Here is a 19,328-nt window from a genome sequence, read left to right on the forward strand (position 1 = left end):
ATCGCCGCTTTTGGGTGCGTGAAACTCTGTTGCGACTCCAGACCAGGATCGCTCACCATGCGTTCATGAGCACGACGGGGGATGCGGCAGAGGTACCGGGGGAGATCGCGCGGGGCGCGAGCACGGCGCCTACAGGGGTGGCGCCATGAGCGCACGGCTGCGCGCGATCGCACGGCGGACGGAGGAGATCGTCGCGGCGGGTTCGTACCGCGCGTCCGACGGGCGCGAGGTGTCGATCGCCGCGGCGGTGGCCGCCGCACGGGAAGGCACCCGGATGTACGGTCCGGAGCCCGTGGGGGCGGTGGGCCCCGTGCCGGACCCCGCGAACACGCCCTCCGCGAGTACGCCCTCCGCGATTGCGTCCTTCGCGGACACGTTCTTCGAGGTCACGGGCGAGAGCAGCCTGGAAGCGGCCCGCCGGCTGACCGGCCCGGTCGCGGTGCTGAACTTCTCCTCGGCGCGCAATCCGGGCGGGGGCTATCTGAACGGCGCGCAGGCCCAGGAGGAGGCCCTGTGCCGGGCCTCCGCGCTCTACACGTGCGTGGTGGGGGTGCGTGCGTTCTACGACCACCACCGGACACACCGCGACACCTTCTACACCGATCGGGTGATCCACTCACCGGCCGTCCCGGTCTTCCGCGACGACCGGGGAGCGCTGCTCGACGAGCCGTACACCGCCGGATTCCTCACGGCCGCCGCACCCAACGCCGGAGTGATCAAGCGCACCATGCCGGAGCGCGTGCCCGAGCTACCGCGCGCCCTGGCCTCCCGCGCCGAGCGCGTCCTGGAGACGGCCGAGGCGCACGGCTACCGCCGGCTGGTGCTGGGCGCCTGGGGCTGCGGAGTGTTCCAGAACGACCCGGCGCAGGTGGCGAGCACCTTCGCCACGCTCCTCGGGGACGGCGGACGTTTCTCCCGCGCCTTCGAGCACGTCGTCTTCGGCGTGCTGGACCGGACGAGGGGAGCGGTGGTCAGGACGGCCTTCGAGCAGGCGTTCAGGCCCGTTCAGCGCCAGCCGTAGCGCTCCCGCAGCCGGTGCACCACCAGGTTGAACCGCATCCGGTCCAGCGCGCACGCCTCCCGGCGCATCCCCTTCTCGTGCAGCCGCAGCACCCGGTCCACGTCCACCCACGAGTCGCGCCCGGACCGGTCCCAGGGCCCGCTGCCGATCGGCACCCACTCCCGGTCGCCGTCGTGCCCCTTGCTCGACAACTGCACGGCGAGGAACGTGTCGGCACCCTCGCGGGCGACCACCAGCACGGGCCGGTCCTTGCCCCGCCCGTCGTTCTCCTCGTAGGGCACCCAGGTCCACACGATCTCGCCCGGGTCCGGGTCGCCGTCGTGCGCGGGGGAGTACTCGGTCCGCACGACCCCGACCCGCCGCGGATCGGCCTCGACGGTGGCGGAGGGCCCGAATCGCCCAGGAACATCTTGCTCGGCAGAAGCAGTCACAGCGGACACGTTAACCCGCGCCCCCAGCGGCGATTGCCACGCCCCTTTCCAGCCAGGGGCACGGGCAACCGCCGCTTTCAGGGGCGCGGGGAACGGCGCGCCCAGCCACGACGGACCCGCACCCGTCGACGATCACCCACCCCGACGGCGCCGCTACGACTCCCCAACCCGCGCCTCTTTCCCGCCGGGGACGCGGGTGACGGCCGTTTTTCAGGGGCGCGGGGAACGGCGCGACCGGCCACGACGGACCCGCACCCGTCAACGAACGCCCACCCCGACGGCGCCGCTACGACTCCCCGTCCACCGCCACCTTCTGTGAACCCGGGGAAGCCCCCGGAGACGTGAACCCGTTCACAGGCGAACCCTCCTTGCCCGCATGCCCGTTCGTGTTCATGGACGCGAGCAGCTGTCGGGCAAGCCCGAGCCCCGTCCCGCCCATGGTCAGCGCCTTGGCGAACATGTCCGACATCCCCTCGGCCCCGTTCAGCAGCACCATGTGCTCGACGTTCCCGAACGCCCCCGCACCGGCCTTGACGATCTCCGGCCAGTTCTCCGCGAGTTGCTGCGCGACGACGGCCTCCTGGTTCTCGGCCAGGGCGGCGGCCCGCGCCGCGATGGCCTCCGCCTCCGCGAGCCCCTTCGCCCGCGTGGACTCGGCGATCGCCAGCCCCTTGGCCTGCGCGGCGGCGGCCTCCGCCTCACCCGTCGCCCGGGTGGCGGTCGCGACCGCGGACCCACGCGCCTTCGTGGCCTCGGCCTCCGCCCCCGCGGCCGTCTTGACCCGGGTCGCCTCCGCCGCGGCGGCCAGCTCCGTCTCCTTCGCCTTGGCCTGCGCCGCGGAGATCCGCACATCGCGCTCCGCCTCGGCCAGCGTGCGCTTCTCGTACGCCTTCGCGTCCGCGGGCTTGCGGACGTCCGCCTGCAGCTGCTGTTCGCGCCGGTGCGCCTTCAGTTCGGCGACGCGTGTCTCCTGGACCACGACCTCCTGGCGGGCCCTCGCTTCGGCGAGCGGCCCGGCCTGCCGCGACTTGGCCGCGGCGTTGTCGCGCTCCGCCTGGTAGCCGGCCTGCAGGATCTCGCTGTCCCTGGTCGCCTCCGCCATCCGCGCGGAGGCCTGCTGCTCGGCCTCGGTGGCCAGCCGGTTCGCCTCGGCCTGCGCGATCCGGGCGTCCCGCTGGACGGCCGCCGCGTGCGGCATGGCCAGGTTCTTGATGTACCCCGTCGGATCCTCGATCTCGTGGATCTGCAGCGAGTCGACGATCAGCCCCAGCTTCTCCATCTCCGTACCGCACGCGGCACGGGTCTGCCCCGTCAGCTTCTCCCGGTCGCGGATCATGTCCTCGACGGTCAACCCGCCGACGATGGACCGCAGATGACCGGCGAATACGTTGTGTACCCGCTCCGACATCAGCTTCTGCTGGTCGAGGAAGCGGCGCCCCGCGTTGGCGATCGACACGAAGTCGTCGCCCACCTTGAAGATGACCACGCCCCGCACCTTGAGCGGAATGCCCTGGTGGGTCACGCAGTCCACGGACAGCTCGGTCTCGTTGAGGTCGAGCGAGAGTTTGCGCACCGCCTGGACGCCCGGCATGACGAGCGTGCCGCGCCCGGTGACGATACGGAAGCCCATGCCCTCCTCGAGGCCCTCCATCCGATGCTTCGAACCGGAGATGATCAGAGCTTCGTTGGGCTCCGCGACCCGCCACATGAGCTTGAAGACCACCACGATGAAAACGAGCGCGAGGACCACTGCCCCCGCTACGACGCCGACGATCATCGGCATTCGCCCCCTGTTGCATGGTGCCCTTTCGGCACCGAACGAAGGGAGTGTGCGCCCGCGCGGACCCGCGGGTACAGAGCCCGACGCGTCCTTGGGACATCCTTGATACGTACTACACGCTCACATGGTCAAAGCGCCCGCACCGGCTTCAACTGTCGTACGCGGGCGACACGTACACCGTGCGCGGCGGCAGGTACTCCACCACCATGACGACCGTGCCCGACTCGATGCGGTCCTTCGAGGAGGCGGCGTACGCGAGGAAGTGCTCGGCGCCGCCCCGCACCCGGACGATCACCTCGCCGACGAGCCCGGGCCCCACCGTTCCGGTGACCCGCCCCATGAGCCCCACCATCGACGCGTCGTCCATGACACCAAGCCTACGGGCCCGCGGACCATGGACCGGCGTGCGGACCGGACTCCGTCGCACCGCCGCCCGTTTCGTGACCCGTCGCGTGGCCCGGCCACCGCTCGAACCACCGCTGGTCCGCCTCCAGTTGCGCGGCGAGCGAGACGAGGAGCGGCTCGCTGTGCGCGGGGCCGAGGAGCTGGGCGCCCACGGGAAGGAAGCCGTCGACGAAGCCCGCGGGGACGTTCACCCCGGGCCAGCCCAGCACGTTCCACGGCCAGGCGTACGGACACGCGGCGATCATGGCCCGGTCCGTGCCGAACCCGCTCAGCCCGTGCAGCGCGCCGATCCGCGGCGCAGGAGCGGCCGTCGTCGGCGCCAGGACCACGTCGTACGTCGTGAAGAGCGCCCCGATCCGCCGGTGCAGCCGTGCCTCGGCGCGCCGGGCGGCCCGCAGCGGGGCCCCGCCGAGCAGCCGCCCGAGCCGGGCCGCCTCACGGGTACGCCGGTCGAGGAGGGCGGGGTCGGGCACGTCACGTACGCGCTCGGCGATCCCGGCGGTGGCGCGCGGAAGGAACGCGAGACCGATCTGCCCGTACGCCGGGTCGGCCTCCTCGACCTCGTGCCCGAGCGCGGCCAGCCGTTCCGCGAGGGCGACGACCCGGGCCCGTACGTCGGGGCGCAGGCGTGCGGGCACCGCCGTGAACGGAGGTTTCAGCGACAGTGCGATCCGCAGCCGCCCCGGGTCCCGGCCCACCGCGTCGGCCGTGCGGAGCGCGGGCGGGCGGTGCAGGTCGCGTGCGTGGCTGCCGCTCGCCGCGTCCAGGAGCAGCGCCGCGTCCTCGACCGTACGGGCCAGCGTGCCGTTGACCGTGATGCCGTGGAAGGACTCCGGGCGCGGCCAGGTCGAGATCCGGCCGCGCTGCGGTTTGATGCCGATCAGATGGGTCCAGGACGCGGGGATGCGCACCGAGCCCGCCCCGTCCGAGCCCAGCGCGGCGGGAACGAGACCCGCCGCGACGGCGGCGGCCGAACCGCCGGACGAGCCGCCCGGGGTGTGGCCGGTGTGCCACGGGTTGCGGGTGTCGCCGAAGGCCGGGCCCTCGGTGAAGGGCCACTGTCCCAGCTCGCAGGTGTTGGTCTTGCCGACGATCACGGCCCCGGCCGCCCGCAGCCGGCGTACCGCCTCGCCGTCCTCGGCGACCGGCGGGAACGCGCCGCGGCAGCCGAAGGCCGTCGGTTCGCCCGCCACGTCCATGTCGTCCTTGACCGCCACCGGCACCCCGAGCAGCGGCCGGTGGCCGCCCACCGCCCGTTCCCTGTCGGCGGCGTCGGCCTCCGCGAGCGCGGCCTCGGCGCGCACCAGCCGGAAGGCGTTCAGCGTGCCCTGGGTCGCCGCGATCCCGGCGAGGGCCTCCTCGACGAGCGCCCGCGAGGACACCGAGCCCTCGGCCAGGGCACGGGCGCGCTCCGCGAGCCCCGCGGCACGGCCGGACGTCATACGGGCTTCCGTACACGGTTGGGCGTCATGAGGGGCTGCCACCTCCGGGAGCACGATGTCTACCGAACGGTAACCTCCGGATGGCGTATGCGGTACGGGGCGTCCGACTTCGTTGGCGGGGACGGCTGTTCGCTCATGCGCCGGGCCCTTCCCCGGCGGTCCGCCCTTGCCTTGGAGTGCTCTTCAAGTTCTACCGTCACGGGAGTCGGCGACCGTCCGGCGGTGGTCCGAGAGCGACGGAGAAGCACATGCGGGTCGGCGTGCACATCAACCGGTTCAACCATCCTCGCGGCGCTAGCGCGCTCGGCCCGGAACTGGCCGCGGCGGGCGCCGCCGCCGAGGCCGCGGGCGTGAGCTGGATGTCGGTCATGGACCACTACTTCCAGATGGAGTTCAACGGCGGTGCCGAGGACGCCATGCTGGAGTCGTACACGACCCTCGGTTTCCTCGCCGCCCACACCTCCACCGTTCAGCTCGGGACGCTCGTGACCGGGGTGACCTACCGCCACCCCGGCCTCCTCGCCAAGATCGCCACCACGCTCGACGTCCTGTCGGGCGGGCGGGCCGCGCTGGGGATCGGGGCGGCCTGGTACGACCGCGAGCACGAGGGCCTGGGCGTGCCGTTCCCGGCGCTCGCGGAGCGTTTCGAACGGCTGGAGGAGACGCTGCGGATCTGTCTGCAGATGTGGGACCCGCAGACGAACGGCCCCTTCGAGGGCAAGCACTACCGGCTCTCCGAGACCCTCTGCGTACCGGCTCCGGTGAGCACCCCGCGTCCGGAGATCATGGTCGGTGGCGGCGGCGAGAAGAAGACGCTGCGGCTGGTGGCCCGGTACGCGGACGCCTGCAACCTGTTCGCCTCGACCCCCGAGGAGGTCGGGCACAAGCTGGACGTCCTGCGCGGGCACTGCGACGCCGTGGGCCGTGACTACGCCGAGGTGCGCAAGACGATGGTCCACTCGGGCGACCCCAGGAGCGGGGCCGAACTGGACGCCTTCACACGGGAGATGGCGGACTACGCGAAGCTCGGCGTCGAGACCGTGATCCTGGGCCCGCGCGTCGACGAGCCCGCCGAGTGGATCGAGCGCGGGGTCGCCCCGGTGGTCGAGCGGCTGGCCGGACTCGACTGAGGCGCACCGGCGCCGCGTACGGCACGAGAGCCGTGTACGGCACGTGGGCCGCGTACTGCACCGGTACCGCGTACGGCTGTGACGCGCGGCGAGGGCCGCGCGTCAGCAGGGAACGTGCAGGTGTGAGGGTCAGGCGGCGACGGGCGCGGTGGCCTCGCCGTGGATCCGGCTGATGACCTCGGTCAGCTGCGCGGCGACCTCGGCGTCGTCGGAGGGGTGCGTCTCGGCGAAGCGGACGACCGAGCCGGCGATGGAGAGCTTGATGTCCTCGAGAACCTTGGCACCGGCGATGCCGGCGGCCTTGCGGGCCTCGTCCTGCGCCCAGACGCCGCCGAACTGGCCGTAGGCGGTACCGACCACGGCGAGGGGCTTGTCCTTGAGGCCGCTCGCGCCGAACGGGCGGGACAGCCAGTCGATGGCGTTCTTCAGGACGGCCGGGATGGTGCCGTTGTACTCGGGCGAGAACAGCAGGATGGCGTCGGCGCTGCCCGCGGCCTCGCGCAGCCGGGCGGCGGCGGCCGGGACGTCGCCCTCGATGTCGATGTCCTCGTTGTAGAAGGGGATGTCGGCCAGGCCCTCGAACAGGTCGACCTCCGCGCCCTCGGGCGCGAGCTTGACGGCGGCCTCGGCGAGCTGGCGGTTGTGCGAGCCGGCGCGAAGGCTGCCGACGAGCGCGAGGATACGAACAGTCATGGGGGGCTCCAAGGAGGATGAAACATTGCCGTTACGATCCGGACCGGGGTCCGTTTAAAGTTCTACCAGCCAAACGGACCACGGTCCAGTTTTCTTCCCCCGGCGTTACGCTGTCTTCATGTCCGCCTCCCTGCCGCCCTTTCCCAAGCCCCAGGTGCCGACCGGCGAGCCCGTTCTCCTGGAACTCACCACCGGTGAGGACGAGCCGTGCCTGCGTGCGGACGCGGCCCGCAACCGGGCCCGGCTGCTGGAGGCGGCCACCCGCCTGGTCGCGGAGCACGGCGCGGCCGGCGTCACGATGGAGGCGGTGGCCGTGGCCGCCGAGGTCGGCAAAGGAACCGTCTTCCGCCGCTTCGGCGACCGCACCGGCCTGCTCATGGCGCTCCTCGACCACTCCGCCAAGCAGCTCCAGGCCGCCTTCCTCAGCGGCCCGCCGCCGCTGGGCCCCGGCGCGCCGCCGGTCGAGCGGCTGAGAGCGTTCGGATGCGCCGTGCTGCGTCAGTCGGTCGAGCAGCTGGATCTGCAACTGGCCGCCCAGCCGGAACCGGCCCGCCGCTTCTCGTTCCCGCCCCAGCGTTTCCTGACCGGCCACGTCACCCTGCTGCTGCGCCAGGCGGCGCCGGACGCCGACTGCGCCCTCCTCGCCCAGACGCTGATGGGATACCTCGACCCCGCGCTGATCCACCACCTGACCAAGGAGTGCGGGATGCCGCTGGAGCGGCTGGAAGCGGGCTGGACCGACCTGGTCGCACGCGTGACGCGCACGGAGCCGCCGGCCTGACCCGTACCGAGTCGCCGACTTGACCCGTACGGAGTCGCACACCTGATCCGAACGGAACTGCCTTGGCAGGGAAGCGACTTGGGGCGCCCCCGGCCCCGGGCCCGCGCGGGGCTTCTGCAAGGATGCCGTACCTCATGGTGCAGATACCGAAAACATCCGCCCCTCCGCCGCCCGCGCAGCGCTCCGTGCCGACGAGTGCCGATGTGGCCCGTCTGGCGGGTGTGTCACGCGCGACCGTCTCCTACGTCCTCAACAACACCAGCGCCGTACGGATCAGCGAACCCACCCGCCGCCGCGTCCACCAGGCGGCCGAGGAACTCGGGTACGTGCCGCACGCCGCGGCCCGCAGCCTGCGCGCCGGGCACAGCCGCATGGTCCTGATGCCCGCGCCGGACGTGCCCGTGGGCCCGCTCTACAGCCAGTTCTTCAACGAACTCCAATGGGCGCTCAGCCGCCTCGAATACACCGTCGTGCAGTACGGGGGACTGGGCCTGCGGGGCGACGAGGCGGCCCGCGCCTGGGCCGAGCTGCGGCCGGTCGCCGTACTGGCGCCCGGCGGGGGCCTCGGACCGCGTGGCGTGTCCGTGCTCAAGCGCTCCGGCGCCCGGGCCGTGGTCACCCTCGGTCCCGAACGCATCGAGGGCGCACACGCGCTCCTCATGGACCACCAGGAGGTCGGCCGCAGCGTCGGCGCGCACCTGCTGGCCCGGGGCTACCGGCGCGTCGGGGTGCTGGTGCCCGAGGATCCCGGTCTGGAGATCTTCTCCAGGCCCCGGCTCGAAGGCGTACGCCAGGCCCTGACCGGCACGGACGCCACGGTGACCGAGGTGCCGCTCGCCTACGACGAGAAGGCCGCGGCCGATCTCGCGGAGCGCTGGCGGTCGCTCGGCCTGGACGCCGTCTTCTCGTACAACGACGAGTTCGCGATGCTGCTGATGCGAGCGCTGCAGGACGAGGGGGTCGGCATCCCGGAGGAGACGGCCGTCGTCGGCGCGGACGATCTGATGCTCGGACGGCTGCTGCGGCCGCGGCTGAGCACGGTCCACATCGAGCTGCCGTCCGGGGAGGAACTGGCCGAGCTGGTCGACCGTGCCGTGCGGGAGCCTTCGGCGGAGCCGGAGGCCCGTGTGGTGCTGGGGGCGGAGGTCGTCCACCGGGAGTCGAGCTGACGGCTCCCCGGCCGGCCGGGGGCAGCGCCCTGGGGGCTGCCGCCGACCGCCGGAACCGTCCGCCAGGATGTTCGTCCGCGGCCGTGTGGGGGTTGCTCGCGCAGTTCCCCGCGCCCCCTTCGGGGCGCCGTTCACGCCCCGCTACTCGGCCTGCTTCGCCTGCTGCTCCGCCACCGACTTGCGGACCTCGTCCATGTCCAGCTTGCGGGCCTGGCCGATGACGTCCTCCAGGGCGGCCTCGGGCAGCGCACCCGGCTGCGAGAAGATCGCGACCTGGTCGCGGATGATCATCAGCGTCGGGATCGACTGGATCTCGAAGGCCGCGGCCAGCTCCGGCTGCGCCTCCGTGTCCACCTTGGCGAACACCAGGTCGGAATTGGCCTCCGCCGCCTTCTCGTAGACCGGGGCGAACTGCCGGCACGGGCCGCACCAGGACGCCCAGAAGTCGATCAGGACGAATTCGTTGTCCGTGACCGTCTGGTCGAAGTTCTCCTTGGTGAGCTCCACGGTGCTGCTCATGGCGTTGATTCCCTCTTCTCGGGGTCGGTGCGTGGCCGTTGTGCACAACGGCACCGACCGGCGCCGTATTCCGCGCGCCTACCCGTGTGGCCACGACCCACACCAACGACCAGACTGACCCCATGACGGAAACGGAAACCAACGTGTACGACGTCGTGGTGCTAGGGGCCGGGCCCGTGGGGGAGAACGTCGCCGACCGCGCCCGCGCGGCAGGCCTCTCCGCCGCGATCGTGGAGAGCGAACTGGTCGGCGGCGAGTGCTCGTACTGGGCCTGCATGCCCAGCAAGGTCCTGCTGCGCCCGGCGATCGCCCGCGCGGACGCCCGCAAGGTGCCAGGACTGCGCCAGGCCGTGCAGGGTCCCCTCGACGCGGCAGAGGTCCTCGCCCACCGCAACTACTACACCTCGGACTGGAAGGACGACGGCCAGGTCCAGTGGCTCGAAGGTGTCGGAGTCGACCTCTACCGAGGACACGGCAGGCTCGACGGGCCGCGCCGGGTCACCGTCGAGGGCCCCGACGGGGAACGGCACGTGCTGACCGCCCGGCACGCCGTGGCGGTCAGCACCGGCACCCGGGCCGTCCTGCCCGACCTGCCGGGCATCGACGAGGTCAAGCCCTGGACCAGCCGTGAGGCCACCAGCGCCCAGGCCGTCCCGGGCCGCCTCGTCGTCGTCGGCGGGGGAGTCGTCGGCGTCGAGATGGCCACCGCCTGGCAGGCCCTCGGCTCCCAGGTCACGATCCTCGTCCGCGGCAAGGGCCTGCTGCCCCGCATGGAGCCCTTCGCGGGCGAGCTGGTCGCCGAGGCGCTCACCGAGGCGGGCGCGGACGTGCGCACCGGCGCCTCGGTCGAGTCGGTGACCCGGGAGGGCGGCACGGTCGTCGTCACCACCTCCACGGGCGACCGCATCGAGGCCGACGAGATCCTCTTCGCCACCGGACGCGCCCCGCGCACCGACGACGTCGGCCTGGAGACGGTCGGCCTCACGCCCGGTTCCTGGCTGGAGGTCGACGACAGCCTCCGCGTCACGGGCACCGACTGGCTGTACGGGGTCGGCGACGTCAACCACCGTGCCCTGCTCACCCACCAGGGCAAGTACCAGGCCCGGATCGCGGGCGCGGCCATCGCCGCCCGCGCGGCCGGTGTGCCGCTGCTGGAGACCGACCCCTGGGGCGCGCACTCCGCGACCGCCGACAACGCCGCCGTTCCCCAGGTCGTCTTCACCGACCCGGAGGCCGGCTCCGTGGGCCTCTCCCTCGCCGAGGCCGAGCAGGCCGGCCACCGCGTCAGGGCGGTCGACGTCGACCTCTCCACGGTCGCCGGCGCCGGCCTGTACGCCGACGGCTACCGCGGCCGGGCCCGCATGATCGTCGACCTGGACACCGAGACCCTGCGCGGTGTCACCTTCGTCGGCCCCGGCGTCGGCGAACTGATCCACTCCGCCACGATCGCGGTCGTCGGAGAGGTCCCGGTGAACCGGCTGTGGCACGCGGTCCCGTCCTACCCGACGGTCAGCGAGGTGTGGCTGAGGCTGCTGGAGGCGTACCGCGACAGCAAGTAGCCCGGCCGGGCGGGGGAGTAGCCCGGCCCGGCGGGTAAGTGGTCGGGCCCGGCGGAGAAGCAGCCGGGCCCGACCGTGCGGAAGGGCGCGCTACAGCTCGAAGCCCAGCCCCTTCGCCGCCTCCGACGGAGTCGGCTGGGCCCACCACTGCGCCATCGCCTCGTTCGAGGACAGCGAGCGCAGTTCGGCCCGGTCGAGGTAGAGCGTGCCGTCCAGGTGGTCGGTCTCGTGCTGGACGATCCGGGCCGGCCAGCCCGTGAACACCTCGTCCACCGGCCCGCCGTGCTCGTCCCGCGCCAGGAGCCGCACCTCGGCGGGCCTCGCCACCACCGCCTGCCAGCCCGGCACACTCAGACAGCCCTCGAAGAACGCGGCACGCGCCGTGCCCACGGGCTCGTACACCGGATTGACCAGGACCCGGAAGGGCAGCGGCACCCGGCCGCGTACCTCGCGGATCTCGTCCGGGACGGGCGCCGGGTCCTCGATCACCGCGATCCGCAGCGGGATGCCCACCTGGGGCGCGGCCAGCCCGACTCCCGGTGCCGCGTGCATGGTGTCGCGCAGGGCCGCGACGAAGCGGGCCAGGAGCGCCGGATCGAGCTGGCCGTCGAACGGCTCGGCCGCACCGCGCAGCACGGGGTCACCGGCGGAGACGATCGGCAACGGGCCCGTACGGGAGAGGAGTTCCTCCACTCGGTCGCTGAGGGGCGTGAGGTCACTGGATGATGCCATCGCGCCAGCATGCCAAGCGGAACTCCGGGGTGCGAGGCGGCTCCCTGGCGTACGAACAGGTGTGTGACCCACGCCACATGAATCTCCGGGAACTCGACGGGCCCGCGGACCGACTACTGCACCGCAACGGCCGAGTACGGCCCCGTCGTCCCCTGCCCGACCGGAGAAGCCAGCCGATGTCCACCGCTCCCACGACCGAGACGGACGAGTCCCCGCAGTCCGTCACCCCCGCCCCGCCGAAACGCGGCGGCTGGGCGCCGCTGCGCCCGCTGGTGCTGCGGCTGCACTTCTACGCCGGAGTGCTCGTCGCCCCGTTCCTGCTGGTCGCCGCCACGACCGGATTCCTCTACGCGGCGTCGTTCCAGGCCGAGAAGATCCTCTACTCGCACGAGATGACCGTCCCGGTCGGCGACGAGAAGCTGCCGATCTCCGAGCAGGTCGCCGCCGCGCGCAAGGCCCACCCGGAGGGAACGGTCTCCGCGGTACGCCCCTCGCCCGAGGACGACGCGACGACCAGGGTGATGCTGTCCGGCGTCTCCGGCATCGCCGAGACCCACACCCTCGCGGTGTTCGTCGACCCGTACACCGCCGAGGTGCGCGGCGCGCTCGAACAGTACGGATCCAGCGGCGCCCTGCCGCTGCGCACCTGGATCGACGAGTTCCACGCCAATCTGAAACTCGGCGACGACGGCCGCCTCTACAGCGAACTCGCCGCCAGCTGGCTGTGGGTGATCGCCGGCGGCGGTCTGGTCCTCTGGTTCGGCCGCCGTCGTACGCAGCGCAAGATACGCGGCACCAGCGGGCGCCGGCGCACCCTCGGCCTGCACGGTTCGGTCGGCGTCTGGGCCGCGGTCGGCTTCATCTTCCTCTCGGCGACGGGCCTGACCTGGTCGACGTACGCCGGGGCGAACATCGACGAGCTGCGCACCTCGCTGCGCCAGGCGACCCCGTCGGTGTCGGCCGCCGCGGGCGGCGAACACGCGGGCCACGGTTCGGGGTCGGCCGAGGGCGGCGTCGAGCACGGCGTCGGCCTCGACAAGGTGCTGGCCGCCGCGCGGGCGGAGGGCCTGGGCGACCCGGTGGAGATCGTGCCGCCCGCGGACGCCGAGTCGGCGTACAAGGTCAGCCAGGTCCAGCGCAGTTGGCCCACCAAGCAGGACGCGGTCGCGGTCGACCCCGCGACCGGCGAGGTGACCGACACCGTGCGGTTCGCCGACTACCCGGTCCTGGCGAAGCTCACCCGCTGGGGCATCGACGCGCACACCGGCATCCTCTTCGGCATCGTCAACCAGCTGGTCCTGATGGCTCTCGCCCTCAGCTTGATCCTGCTGATCCTGTGGGGCTACCGCATGTGGTGGCAGCGGGGCCGCGCCTCGGCGTTCGGCCGCCCCATCCCGCGCGGCGCCTGGCAGCAGGTGCCCGCGCACATCCTCGTCCCGCTGATGGCGGGCGTCGCCGTCCTCGGGTACTTCGTGCCCCTGCTCGGCATCTCGCTGGCCGCGTTCATCGCGGTGGACGTCGTCCTCGGCGAGATCGCCTACCGGCGGGGCAAACGCACGTACGGCCCCACGAAGGGGGCCGACAAGGAGGCGGCGCGAGAGACCGAGAAGGAGACCGCCAACTAGCGAGGTCCCCCGGACCGCCAAGGGCGGTCCGGGGGACCTTCGCTCACTCTCCCCTCACTCCGCTCACAGGGAGTCGAAATCTCCCGCGAGGGCGGAGGCGAGCCGCAGGTGCGACTCGGCCTCGTCGTCGCGGCCCTGGCGCTGGAGTGTCCGGCCGAGCATGAGACGGGCGTAGTGCTCGACGGGGTCGTTCTCGACGAGGACGCGCAGTTCGGCCTCCGCCCGGCTCAGCTGCGCCGAGTGGTAGTACGCACGGGCCAGCAGCAGCCGGGGGCCCGTCTCCTGCGGCACCTCCTCGACCAGAGCGTCGAGAACGCGCGCCGAGGCGGCGTACTCCTTGGCGTCGAAGAACATCCGGGCGCGTTCCCAGCGCTCCGCGGTCGTCCCGTGGTCGTAGTAGGTCGTGTCCACGTCTGTGACCTCCTCAGTCTCTTTCGACGGCCAGAACCCCTCGGTGTTGTTGAATATTCCACGACCTGTGCGATGGTCGGCGTGTGGTCGGCGGGTGGTGCATCGGCGGTCTCCCCGGCGTGCACGCCGGTTCTCGGTCAAACGGCTGCCGACGGGCGGGTCGACGGTATGACGGACGGTCCTTCACGGGGCTAGGTTGTGGGCCATGAGCAATCTTGATCGCGAGGCCGTTCCCGCGATGTGCGGCGGCCGGGGTTTCGTGGTGGCGGAGCCGGTACGTGAACTCCTCAGCCCCCGCCGGGTCAAGCTCGGCGAGTCCAGCGAGGTCCGGCGGCTGCTGCCCAACCTGGGCCGGCGCATGGTGGGCGCCTGGTGCTTCGTCGATCACTACGGCCCCGACGACATCGCCGAAGAGCCCGGCATGCAGGTGCCGCCGCATCCGCACATGGGCCTGCAGACCGTCAGCTGGCTGCACGAGGGCGAGGTGCTGCACCGCGACTCCACGGGCAGCCTGCAGACGATCCGCCCGCGTGAGCTGGGGCTCATGACCTCCGGCCGGGCCATCAGCCACTCCGAGGAGAGCCCCAGGTCGCACGCCCGCTTCCTGCACGGCGCGCAGTTGTGGGTCGCCCTGCCCGACACGGACCGCCACACCGACCCGCGTTTCGAACACCACAGCGAGCTGCCCGTCGTGACGGCTCCCGGCCTCAAGGCCACGATCGTCCTGGGCGGCGTCGACGGCGCCGCCTCGCCCGGCACGACGTACACGCCGATCGTCGGCGCCGATCTGGCCCTGGCCCAGGGCGCGGACGTACGCCTGCCGCTGGAGCCGGATTTCGAGTACGCCGTGCTGTCCATGTCCGGCGAGGCCCACGTGGACGGCGTACCGCTGCTCCCCGGCTCCATGCTCTACCTGGGCTGCGGCCGCACCGAACTCCCCCTGCGGGCCGAGTCGGACGCGGGCCTGATGCTCCTCGGCGGCGAGCCGTTCGAAGAAGAGCTCATCATGTGGTGGAACTTCATCGGCCGCTCCCAGACGGAGATCGAACAGGCCCGCGCCGACTGGGCGACGGGGTCGCGGTTCGGCGAGGTGAAGGGCTACGACGGAGGCCCGCTCTCGGCACCGGCCCTGCCGCCCGTCCCGCTGAAGCCCCGGGGCCGGGTGCGCTGACCGGCGCAGATGGTGCGGCTGCTGCCGGCATAGCTGCGGCTCTGGGGGACGCGCCCTGCGTGCGGCGCATGCGAGCAGCTGTGGCGGGATGATCATGCCCGGCCCACGGGCTCCGAGGGCGCGTACCGCTTCGCGTGTTCAGCCATCAGTAGCAGGAGCAGGGTTTGGCAAACCGAATGCTGACTGTGCTGACGCGTAATCAGATGGGCCTGCTGATGAGAGCCGTGATGTGCTGGGGGCGATCTCGGCGCGGTCCGGTAGGTACCGTTTACGGTGAGTCTTGACCACTGACCCCGCCGTCGTGTCCCCCGGCGGGCCGATGTGGTCTGCGTTCCGGAAGTCGTGTGATCGCGGCGCTCACTGCCAGCCCGAGCGTGACACCGACAGCGGAGCCAATGGTCTGCGCCCAGGCGCCGTCGAGGGAGCCGGGCAGGACGGCTCTTGTGAGTCGGCTCGCAGCCGACAGGACTGTCAGCGCGGCCAGTGCGGCCGTCCAGCGGTACCGCACCCCGTCGATGATGTCGCCATAGAAGAGGAGCAGCAGCGCCAGGCCGAACTCGTCGTCCCAGCCGATCGCGGTGAGCCCGGCCCCGAAGGCAAGTGCGAACAGCCAGAGCCCCACCAGTTGCCGGGTGAACGTGCCCGGCTGCTGTCTTGCACCACGCGAGGGCCGGAAGAACCGCGTGATGTGCTGGACGATCGCGTACTTCTGCATGACTCGCGTCCCGATCCCCCGGCGTAGCCGACTTCTGCCGGCGCTCAGCAGTAGGACTCACGGGAGCAGGACGCGGTTGTGGTGAAGTGTCACCGCGCCGTGCTCGGCATTGCCGGTATGCGCAACCTCGGCCTCGCCCAGTAGCTTGACAGGTGGAACGGTGGCTCGCTGTGCCGGAGGTGACTCGCAGATCTTTACGGGATAACCCTTACGAGCTCGTGCACGGGTAGGCCGTGGCTCGGTGCCCGGGTGGCTCGTTGAGATCTGCATGATGGGGGCTGGGGCGCGCGAGTTGATCGTGGCGGAGTACCGGATCACCGGGCTGTCGCCGGTTGTGATCGCTGAACTCAGCGCCGAGATCGGGCCGTTGTGGCACGAGCGGCATCAGGCACGCCTGACGGTACGGCCACGGCAACGGGCGGTAGGAGCTGGGGCGAAGCACCAGTTCGTCTTCGTCGACCGGCTGCTGGCCATGCTGGTGAGTCTGCGTCATTGAACCACGCATGACGTGCTGGCCTGCTGGTTCGGCGTGGACCGCTCCATCCTCACCCGCTCCATCGGCGAGGTGCGTCCCCTGCTCGCGCAGCGGGGATGCGCCATCGCACCGGACGTCCGGCTGCAGGCCGTAAGGACCGCGACGAGTTCGTCTCCGGAAAGACCAAGCAGAACGCCGTGAAGGCGAGGGGCGCATGCTGTTCTGCGGTCCGGTTCGGCTGGGCAGTTGTGCTGACATCACCCAGGCCCGGGAACTGGGCTTGGTCCAGCTCCTGGCCGGCGGCCCGTTTATGGAGATCCTCGCGGATGCCGGCTACCAGGGCATGGGAGCGCAGACCGGCGGCCGGGTGGTGACACCGCGGCATCGCAAGTTCAAGAAGAACGCACCTGTCTGGCACGAGGAGCGGCACGAGCAGCAGCGCAGGGCGCACTCCTCACGGCGCATCCGTGTCGAGCACGGCATCGCGCACCTCAAGAACTGGCGGGCCCCGACCCGGCACCTTGGCCGACGCGAGCACATGAGCGACATCGTCCAAGCCGTCGCCGGACCCCTCTCACATCAACAGACCGCCGCCCTCGACCGCGGCCTTTGAGTCTGAACACCGACCATGCCACACATCCCGACGTGCCACGGCCTACCGTGCACGAGCTCGTTAACTGCTGCTCCGATCGCTTGCTGGTGGTACAAGCGTCACACCCTTTTGACCAGCAGGAATGTAGGTCCGACGGCTCAGATGTGGGGAGTTGGCCCGTGTGTGGTCCGGATCTTGGTGGGAATGGGGCGCGTTGTACCGCGATGGCGCGTGATGCCTCGGCGCGCATTGCCTACTTGGACGAGTCCCAGGGCGCTGGGGACGGTTGCCCCTGCGAAGCCTGGGGGTGATCACCTTGCGGGTGGCGATGTGGTGGTCCTGACGTTCGGTGATCGTCGAGATGGTCTGCTTGTGGTTCTTCTCGCTCACACTCGGTGAGTTGGTCGTCAGGTGGGGACGGGTATCCGGGTCTCCGGAGCGCTGTGTGGCTCCTCGCAGCTTGGGCGGACGCTGCGGCTCGGTCCCACATGGCACAGGTTGGAAACGCCGTCCACGCCGGTCTAGTGAGAGCATGTGGGTCCGTAGGGGCTCCAGCCGTGCATGAACGGCTGGAGGTCTTCGGTGCGAGGCTCGGGGATTTCGGGTAGCAACGGTGAACCGTTGAGCGGGGTCAGGCGTTAGACGTGGCTCTCGGTCCACGCGATCCATGCGTCGGCTTCCTCCCTTGCCGGCCCGGGCGGCAGATTTTCTGCGTGAAGTCGGAGTGCGCCGACGTATTCGACGAGGCTTGCTGCGCGCTGCCACGCCGCGTGCTGTGCTTCGAGGCCCCTGGCAAGATTTTTGTAGCCGGAGATTAATACGGGGACGTGGTCCGGGAGGAGCCGTGGCGTCGCAAGTGTGCGATCAGGGCGACGCGTTGTCGTAGAAGCGGGACGCCGGCGCGATCGGCCATGATCCGTTTCTGGAGCTTGATGTCCGTGGCGGTTTCGGCGTCGTTACTCAGGTTGAACTCGTAGAGTCAGGCTGAGTACTCATCGCGGTATTGCCGTAGCTGTACTGGCCCCGGATCACATGCCGTCCGGTGCGGAACGTCGGCGGCTTGTCCATAAGGAGAAACGCCTTCGCCGGTTGCGCCGGGTGTCGAGAATGCGGTCGTGGATATAAGTGCTGGGCAGTTCGGCCGTCCGGCGGGCGAGTTCCTGGAACGCTGAGAGGTATGAGCTGTCGCTTCCTCGCAACTCGCGCTCTCGTTCCACGAATGGCTGGGTGGCCCTCCAGACGTTGATGATCCGGTGCCGTAGAAGCGGAAGAAACAACTTCTCGTCCACGAGCTGGAAGACGGTCAGGGTGGCGAAGGACTGGTAGTAGTACACGACATTGCAGAAGGCCGCCTTCGCCTCGCTGGGAAGCCCGCGCACTCCCTCGCTCGGGTCGTGTTCCTGCTGGAGACGGTTGCACACATAGTCGTGCTGGTTGTGAAACGCGGCTGACCGGAACTCGTCGAGCAGAGTGATCATCGCCTGAATATTGTTCACGTGCTGGCTGATCCGCGTCTGCCGGACACCAATCCAGGTGGGAACAGCGATGGCGACCACGGCGATGACGACTGGGAGTACGTTGATGAGGAACGCTTTGAACATCCGATCAAGCTAGAGAGGAATCGCAGCCGAAAAGCCGGATGCACACATCTGGAATATTTCTGCCTGCTCTTGTAGTGAGCCCGTCGCTATTCAGGTTGAATCGTAGAGCCTGCGGGATCGTGACGGTTCATGATCCCTGCGGTACGACGGGATCATGAGGTACGCGCAGAGGGGCGGGTACACGCCCGCCGAGCAGGAGAAGCGGGAACTGCTGAGGCGGGAGGCGGCCGAGCGGTTCGAGCGCGGTGATGATGCCGCGGTGATCGCGGCCGAAGCAAAAAGACACGGCGACGACACGATTCTTGCGGCCATCTGGCGGTGGATCAGCTCGGTTATCTCTGGACCAGATCAGAGCTTCAGGTCACCGCCAGGCCCATAACCGGTGGGGAAGGATATTCGACCGCCGGTGAGGAAGCCGCTTGGCGTCTCCGGTGGAACAACATGGGGGACAGGGACGAGCTGTGTTCCGCGGGCCGGAGGGACTCCAACGCCCGGCATCCCGACGTCCTCGCCGCGCGACATGAGGAACGCGCCAGCGTCCGTAGACGGAAGGGCCTCGGCTGGGGTGGACGCCCCCTCGCCTTGCTCCCCACGCTGTTGTCCTGTGTCTTGCGTCGATGAACGCGACCCTGGTGCCGGGCTCGGCGGCGCGCGCCCACCGGGTGCCCGGGCCGGCTGCGCCGGGGCTGTCGTCCGCGTGGCGTGAGATCTCGATGTCGAAGGCCGACGCCTCGGGCCGGAACCGCCGGATCGAGCAGGTCCTCATCTGCGGACGCTGTTTGCCGACCTGGAGCGTGAGTTGGAGAATCCACCGCTCGCTGCTGGGCAGGAACACCTCGGTGGCGTCGTCGTCGGGGCCGGCGAGAACAGACGTCCGGCCTGGTCGAAGCCTGATCGCTGAAGGTGCCGGACGTCCTCGCCGCCCAGTGTGACGGTCATGAAGTGCGGACTGGGCTGCTCGCTTCCCCGCACGGTCAACGACAGCATCCGCCGCTTGTGCGGCGGGAGGCCACCGCTACCTCCCCCGGGGACGGGACTTGAGCGTCATCGTGGTCATGCGACCACTGTCGGCGCGG

The 19,328-nt window shown here is 70.8% G+C and carries 19 protein-coding genes and 1 pseudogene; 9 read left to right on the forward strand and 11 right to left on the reverse strand.

The genetic code is table 11. The features are described from left to right. Positions 1-145: 145 nt before the first annotated feature. A complete protein-coding gene (locus ACZ60E_RS27285; RefSeq protein WP_469443836.1) occupies positions 146-1,021 on the forward strand; it encodes a TIGR02452 family protein in 876 nt (291 codons plus the stop codon). Here ACZ60E_RS27285 and ACZ60E_RS27290 read toward each other — a convergent pair. From ACZ60E_RS27290 to ACZ60E_RS27305, 4 genes are all read right to left on the reverse strand, one after another. Next, the gene (locus tag ACZ60E_RS27290; protein WP_384805693.1) at positions 1,006-1,452 is read right to left on the reverse strand and encodes a type II toxin-antitoxin system PemK/MazF family toxin; all 447 of its coding nucleotides are present in this window, start codon (positions 1,450-1,452) and stop codon (positions 1,006-1,008) included. The genes ACZ60E_RS27285 and ACZ60E_RS27290 overlap by 16 nt on opposite strands. Before the next feature lie 286 nt (positions 1,453-1,738). Continuing rightward, a complete protein-coding gene (locus tag ACZ60E_RS27295) occupies positions 1,739-3,235 on the reverse strand; it encodes an SPFH domain-containing protein (protein WP_469443838.1) in 1,497 nt (498 codons plus the stop codon). Between the two features lie 145 nt (positions 3,236-3,380). Continuing rightward, positions 3,381-3,599 (reverse strand): hypothetical protein, encoded by a 219-nt coding sequence (locus ACZ60E_RS27300; RefSeq protein ID WP_199854866.1) that lies wholly within the window; start codon positions 3,597-3,599, stop codon positions 3,381-3,383. Between the two features lie 10 nt (positions 3,600-3,609). Further along, a complete protein-coding gene (locus tag ACZ60E_RS27305) occupies positions 3,610-5,079 on the reverse strand; it encodes an amidase (protein ID WP_469443841.1) in 1,470 nt (489 codons plus the stop codon). Between the two features lie 248 nt (positions 5,080-5,327). Here ACZ60E_RS27305 and ACZ60E_RS27310 point away from each other — a divergent pair, with 248 nt between their 5' ends. Further along, positions 5,328-6,209 carry an LLM class F420-dependent oxidoreductase gene (locus tag ACZ60E_RS27310; protein WP_469443843.1) on the forward strand — a complete coding sequence of 294 codons (882 nt, stop codon included), beginning with the start codon at positions 5,328-5,330 and terminating at the stop codon, positions 6,207-6,209. 129 nt (positions 6,210-6,338) lie between these two features. On the opposite strand, the gene ACZ60E_RS27315 is transcribed toward ACZ60E_RS27310, so the two are convergent. Then, positions 6,339-6,902, reverse strand: a complete 564-nt coding sequence (locus tag ACZ60E_RS27315) for an NAD(P)H-dependent oxidoreductase (protein WP_384805701.1) — start codon at positions 6,900-6,902, stop codon at positions 6,339-6,341. 118 nt (positions 6,903-7,020) lie between these two features. On the opposite strand from ACZ60E_RS27315, the gene ACZ60E_RS27320 reads away from it, so the two are divergent. Both ACZ60E_RS27320 and ACZ60E_RS27325 read left to right on the forward strand, forming a co-directional pair. After that, positions 7,021-7,683: a TetR/AcrR family transcriptional regulator gene (locus tag ACZ60E_RS27320; RefSeq protein ID WP_469443845.1), complete on the forward strand. Its 663-nt coding sequence runs from the start codon at positions 7,021-7,023 to the stop codon at positions 7,681-7,683. Positions 7,684-7,817: 134 nt separating this feature from the next. Then, positions 7,818-8,852, forward strand: coding sequence for a LacI family DNA-binding transcriptional regulator (locus ACZ60E_RS27325; RefSeq protein WP_469443847.1), 1,035 nt, complete (start codon positions 7,818-7,820; stop codon positions 8,850-8,852). 141 nt (positions 8,853-8,993) lie between these two features. Here ACZ60E_RS27325 and trxA read toward each other — a convergent pair whose 3' ends face one another. Beyond that, positions 8,994-9,380, reverse strand: a complete 387-nt coding sequence (gene trxA / locus ACZ60E_RS27330; protein WP_263973099.1) for a thioredoxin — start codon at positions 9,378-9,380, stop codon at positions 8,994-8,996. 113 nt (positions 9,381-9,493) lie between these two features. Between trxA and ACZ60E_RS27335 the strand changes: the two genes are divergently transcribed. Further along, a complete protein-coding gene (locus ACZ60E_RS27335; protein ID WP_469443849.1) occupies positions 9,494-10,930 on the forward strand; it encodes a dihydrolipoyl dehydrogenase family protein in 1,437 nt (478 codons plus the stop codon). Between the two features lie 90 nt (positions 10,931-11,020). On the opposite strand, the gene ACZ60E_RS27340 is transcribed toward ACZ60E_RS27335, so the two are convergent. Beyond that, the gene (locus tag ACZ60E_RS27340) at positions 11,021-11,662 is read right to left on the reverse strand and encodes a peptide deformylase (RefSeq protein WP_384805709.1); all 642 of its coding nucleotides are present in this window, start codon (positions 11,660-11,662) and stop codon (positions 11,021-11,023) included. A 176-nt stretch (positions 11,663-11,838) separates the two neighbouring features. Here ACZ60E_RS27340 and ACZ60E_RS27345 point away from each other — a divergent pair, with 176 nt between their 5' ends. Continuing rightward, positions 11,839-13,287, forward strand: coding sequence for a PepSY-associated TM helix domain-containing protein (locus tag ACZ60E_RS27345; protein WP_469443850.1), 1,449 nt, complete (start codon positions 11,839-11,841; stop codon positions 13,285-13,287). Positions 13,288-13,350: 63 nt separating this feature from the next. Here the strand turns inward: ACZ60E_RS27345 and ACZ60E_RS27350 are convergent, their stop codons facing one another. After that, positions 13,351-13,698, reverse strand: a complete 348-nt coding sequence (locus ACZ60E_RS27350) for a tetratricopeptide repeat protein (RefSeq protein ID WP_384805713.1) — start codon at positions 13,696-13,698, stop codon at positions 13,351-13,353. Between the two features lie 205 nt (positions 13,699-13,903). Here ACZ60E_RS27350 and ACZ60E_RS27355 point away from each other — a divergent pair, with 205 nt between their 5' ends. Then, positions 13,904-14,869, forward strand: coding sequence for a pirin family protein (locus ACZ60E_RS27355; protein WP_384805715.1), 966 nt, complete (start codon positions 13,904-13,906; stop codon positions 14,867-14,869). Positions 14,870-15,137: 268 nt separating this feature from the next. Here the strand turns inward: ACZ60E_RS27355 and ACZ60E_RS27360 are convergent, their stop codons facing one another. Then, positions 15,138-15,584: a hypothetical protein gene (locus ACZ60E_RS27360; RefSeq protein ID WP_469443854.1), complete on the reverse strand. Its 447-nt coding sequence runs from the start codon at positions 15,582-15,584 to the stop codon at positions 15,138-15,140. Positions 15,585-15,852: 268 nt separating this feature from the next. On the opposite strand from ACZ60E_RS27360, the gene ACZ60E_RS27365 reads away from it, so the two are divergent. Then, on the forward strand, positions 15,853-16,080 hold the full coding sequence (locus ACZ60E_RS27365) for a hypothetical protein (protein WP_469443856.1): 228 nt from the start codon (positions 15,853-15,855) through the stop codon (positions 16,078-16,080). A 193-nt stretch (positions 16,081-16,273) separates the two neighbouring features. After that, on the forward strand, positions 16,274-16,672 hold the full coding sequence (locus tag ACZ60E_RS27370; RefSeq protein ID WP_469443857.1) for a transposase family protein: 399 nt from the start codon (positions 16,274-16,276) through the stop codon (positions 16,670-16,672). Positions 16,673-17,679: 1,007 nt separating this feature from the next. Here the strand turns inward: ACZ60E_RS27370 and ACZ60E_RS27375 are convergent. Both ACZ60E_RS27375 and ACZ60E_RS27380 read right to left on the reverse strand, forming a co-directional pair. Then, positions 17,680-18,252 carry a DUF4760 domain-containing protein gene (locus ACZ60E_RS27375; RefSeq protein WP_469443859.1) on the reverse strand — a complete coding sequence of 191 codons (573 nt, stop codon included), beginning with the start codon at positions 18,250-18,252 and terminating at the stop codon, positions 17,680-17,682. Positions 18,253-18,877: 625 nt separating this feature from the next. Further along, a pseudogene (locus tag ACZ60E_RS27380) lies at positions 18,878-19,239 on the reverse strand (siderophore-interacting protein); the annotation flags it as partial. Positions 19,240-19,328 lie beyond the last annotated feature (89 nt).

It is taken from the genome of Streptomyces sp. NPDC102514 (assembly GCF_055584525.1).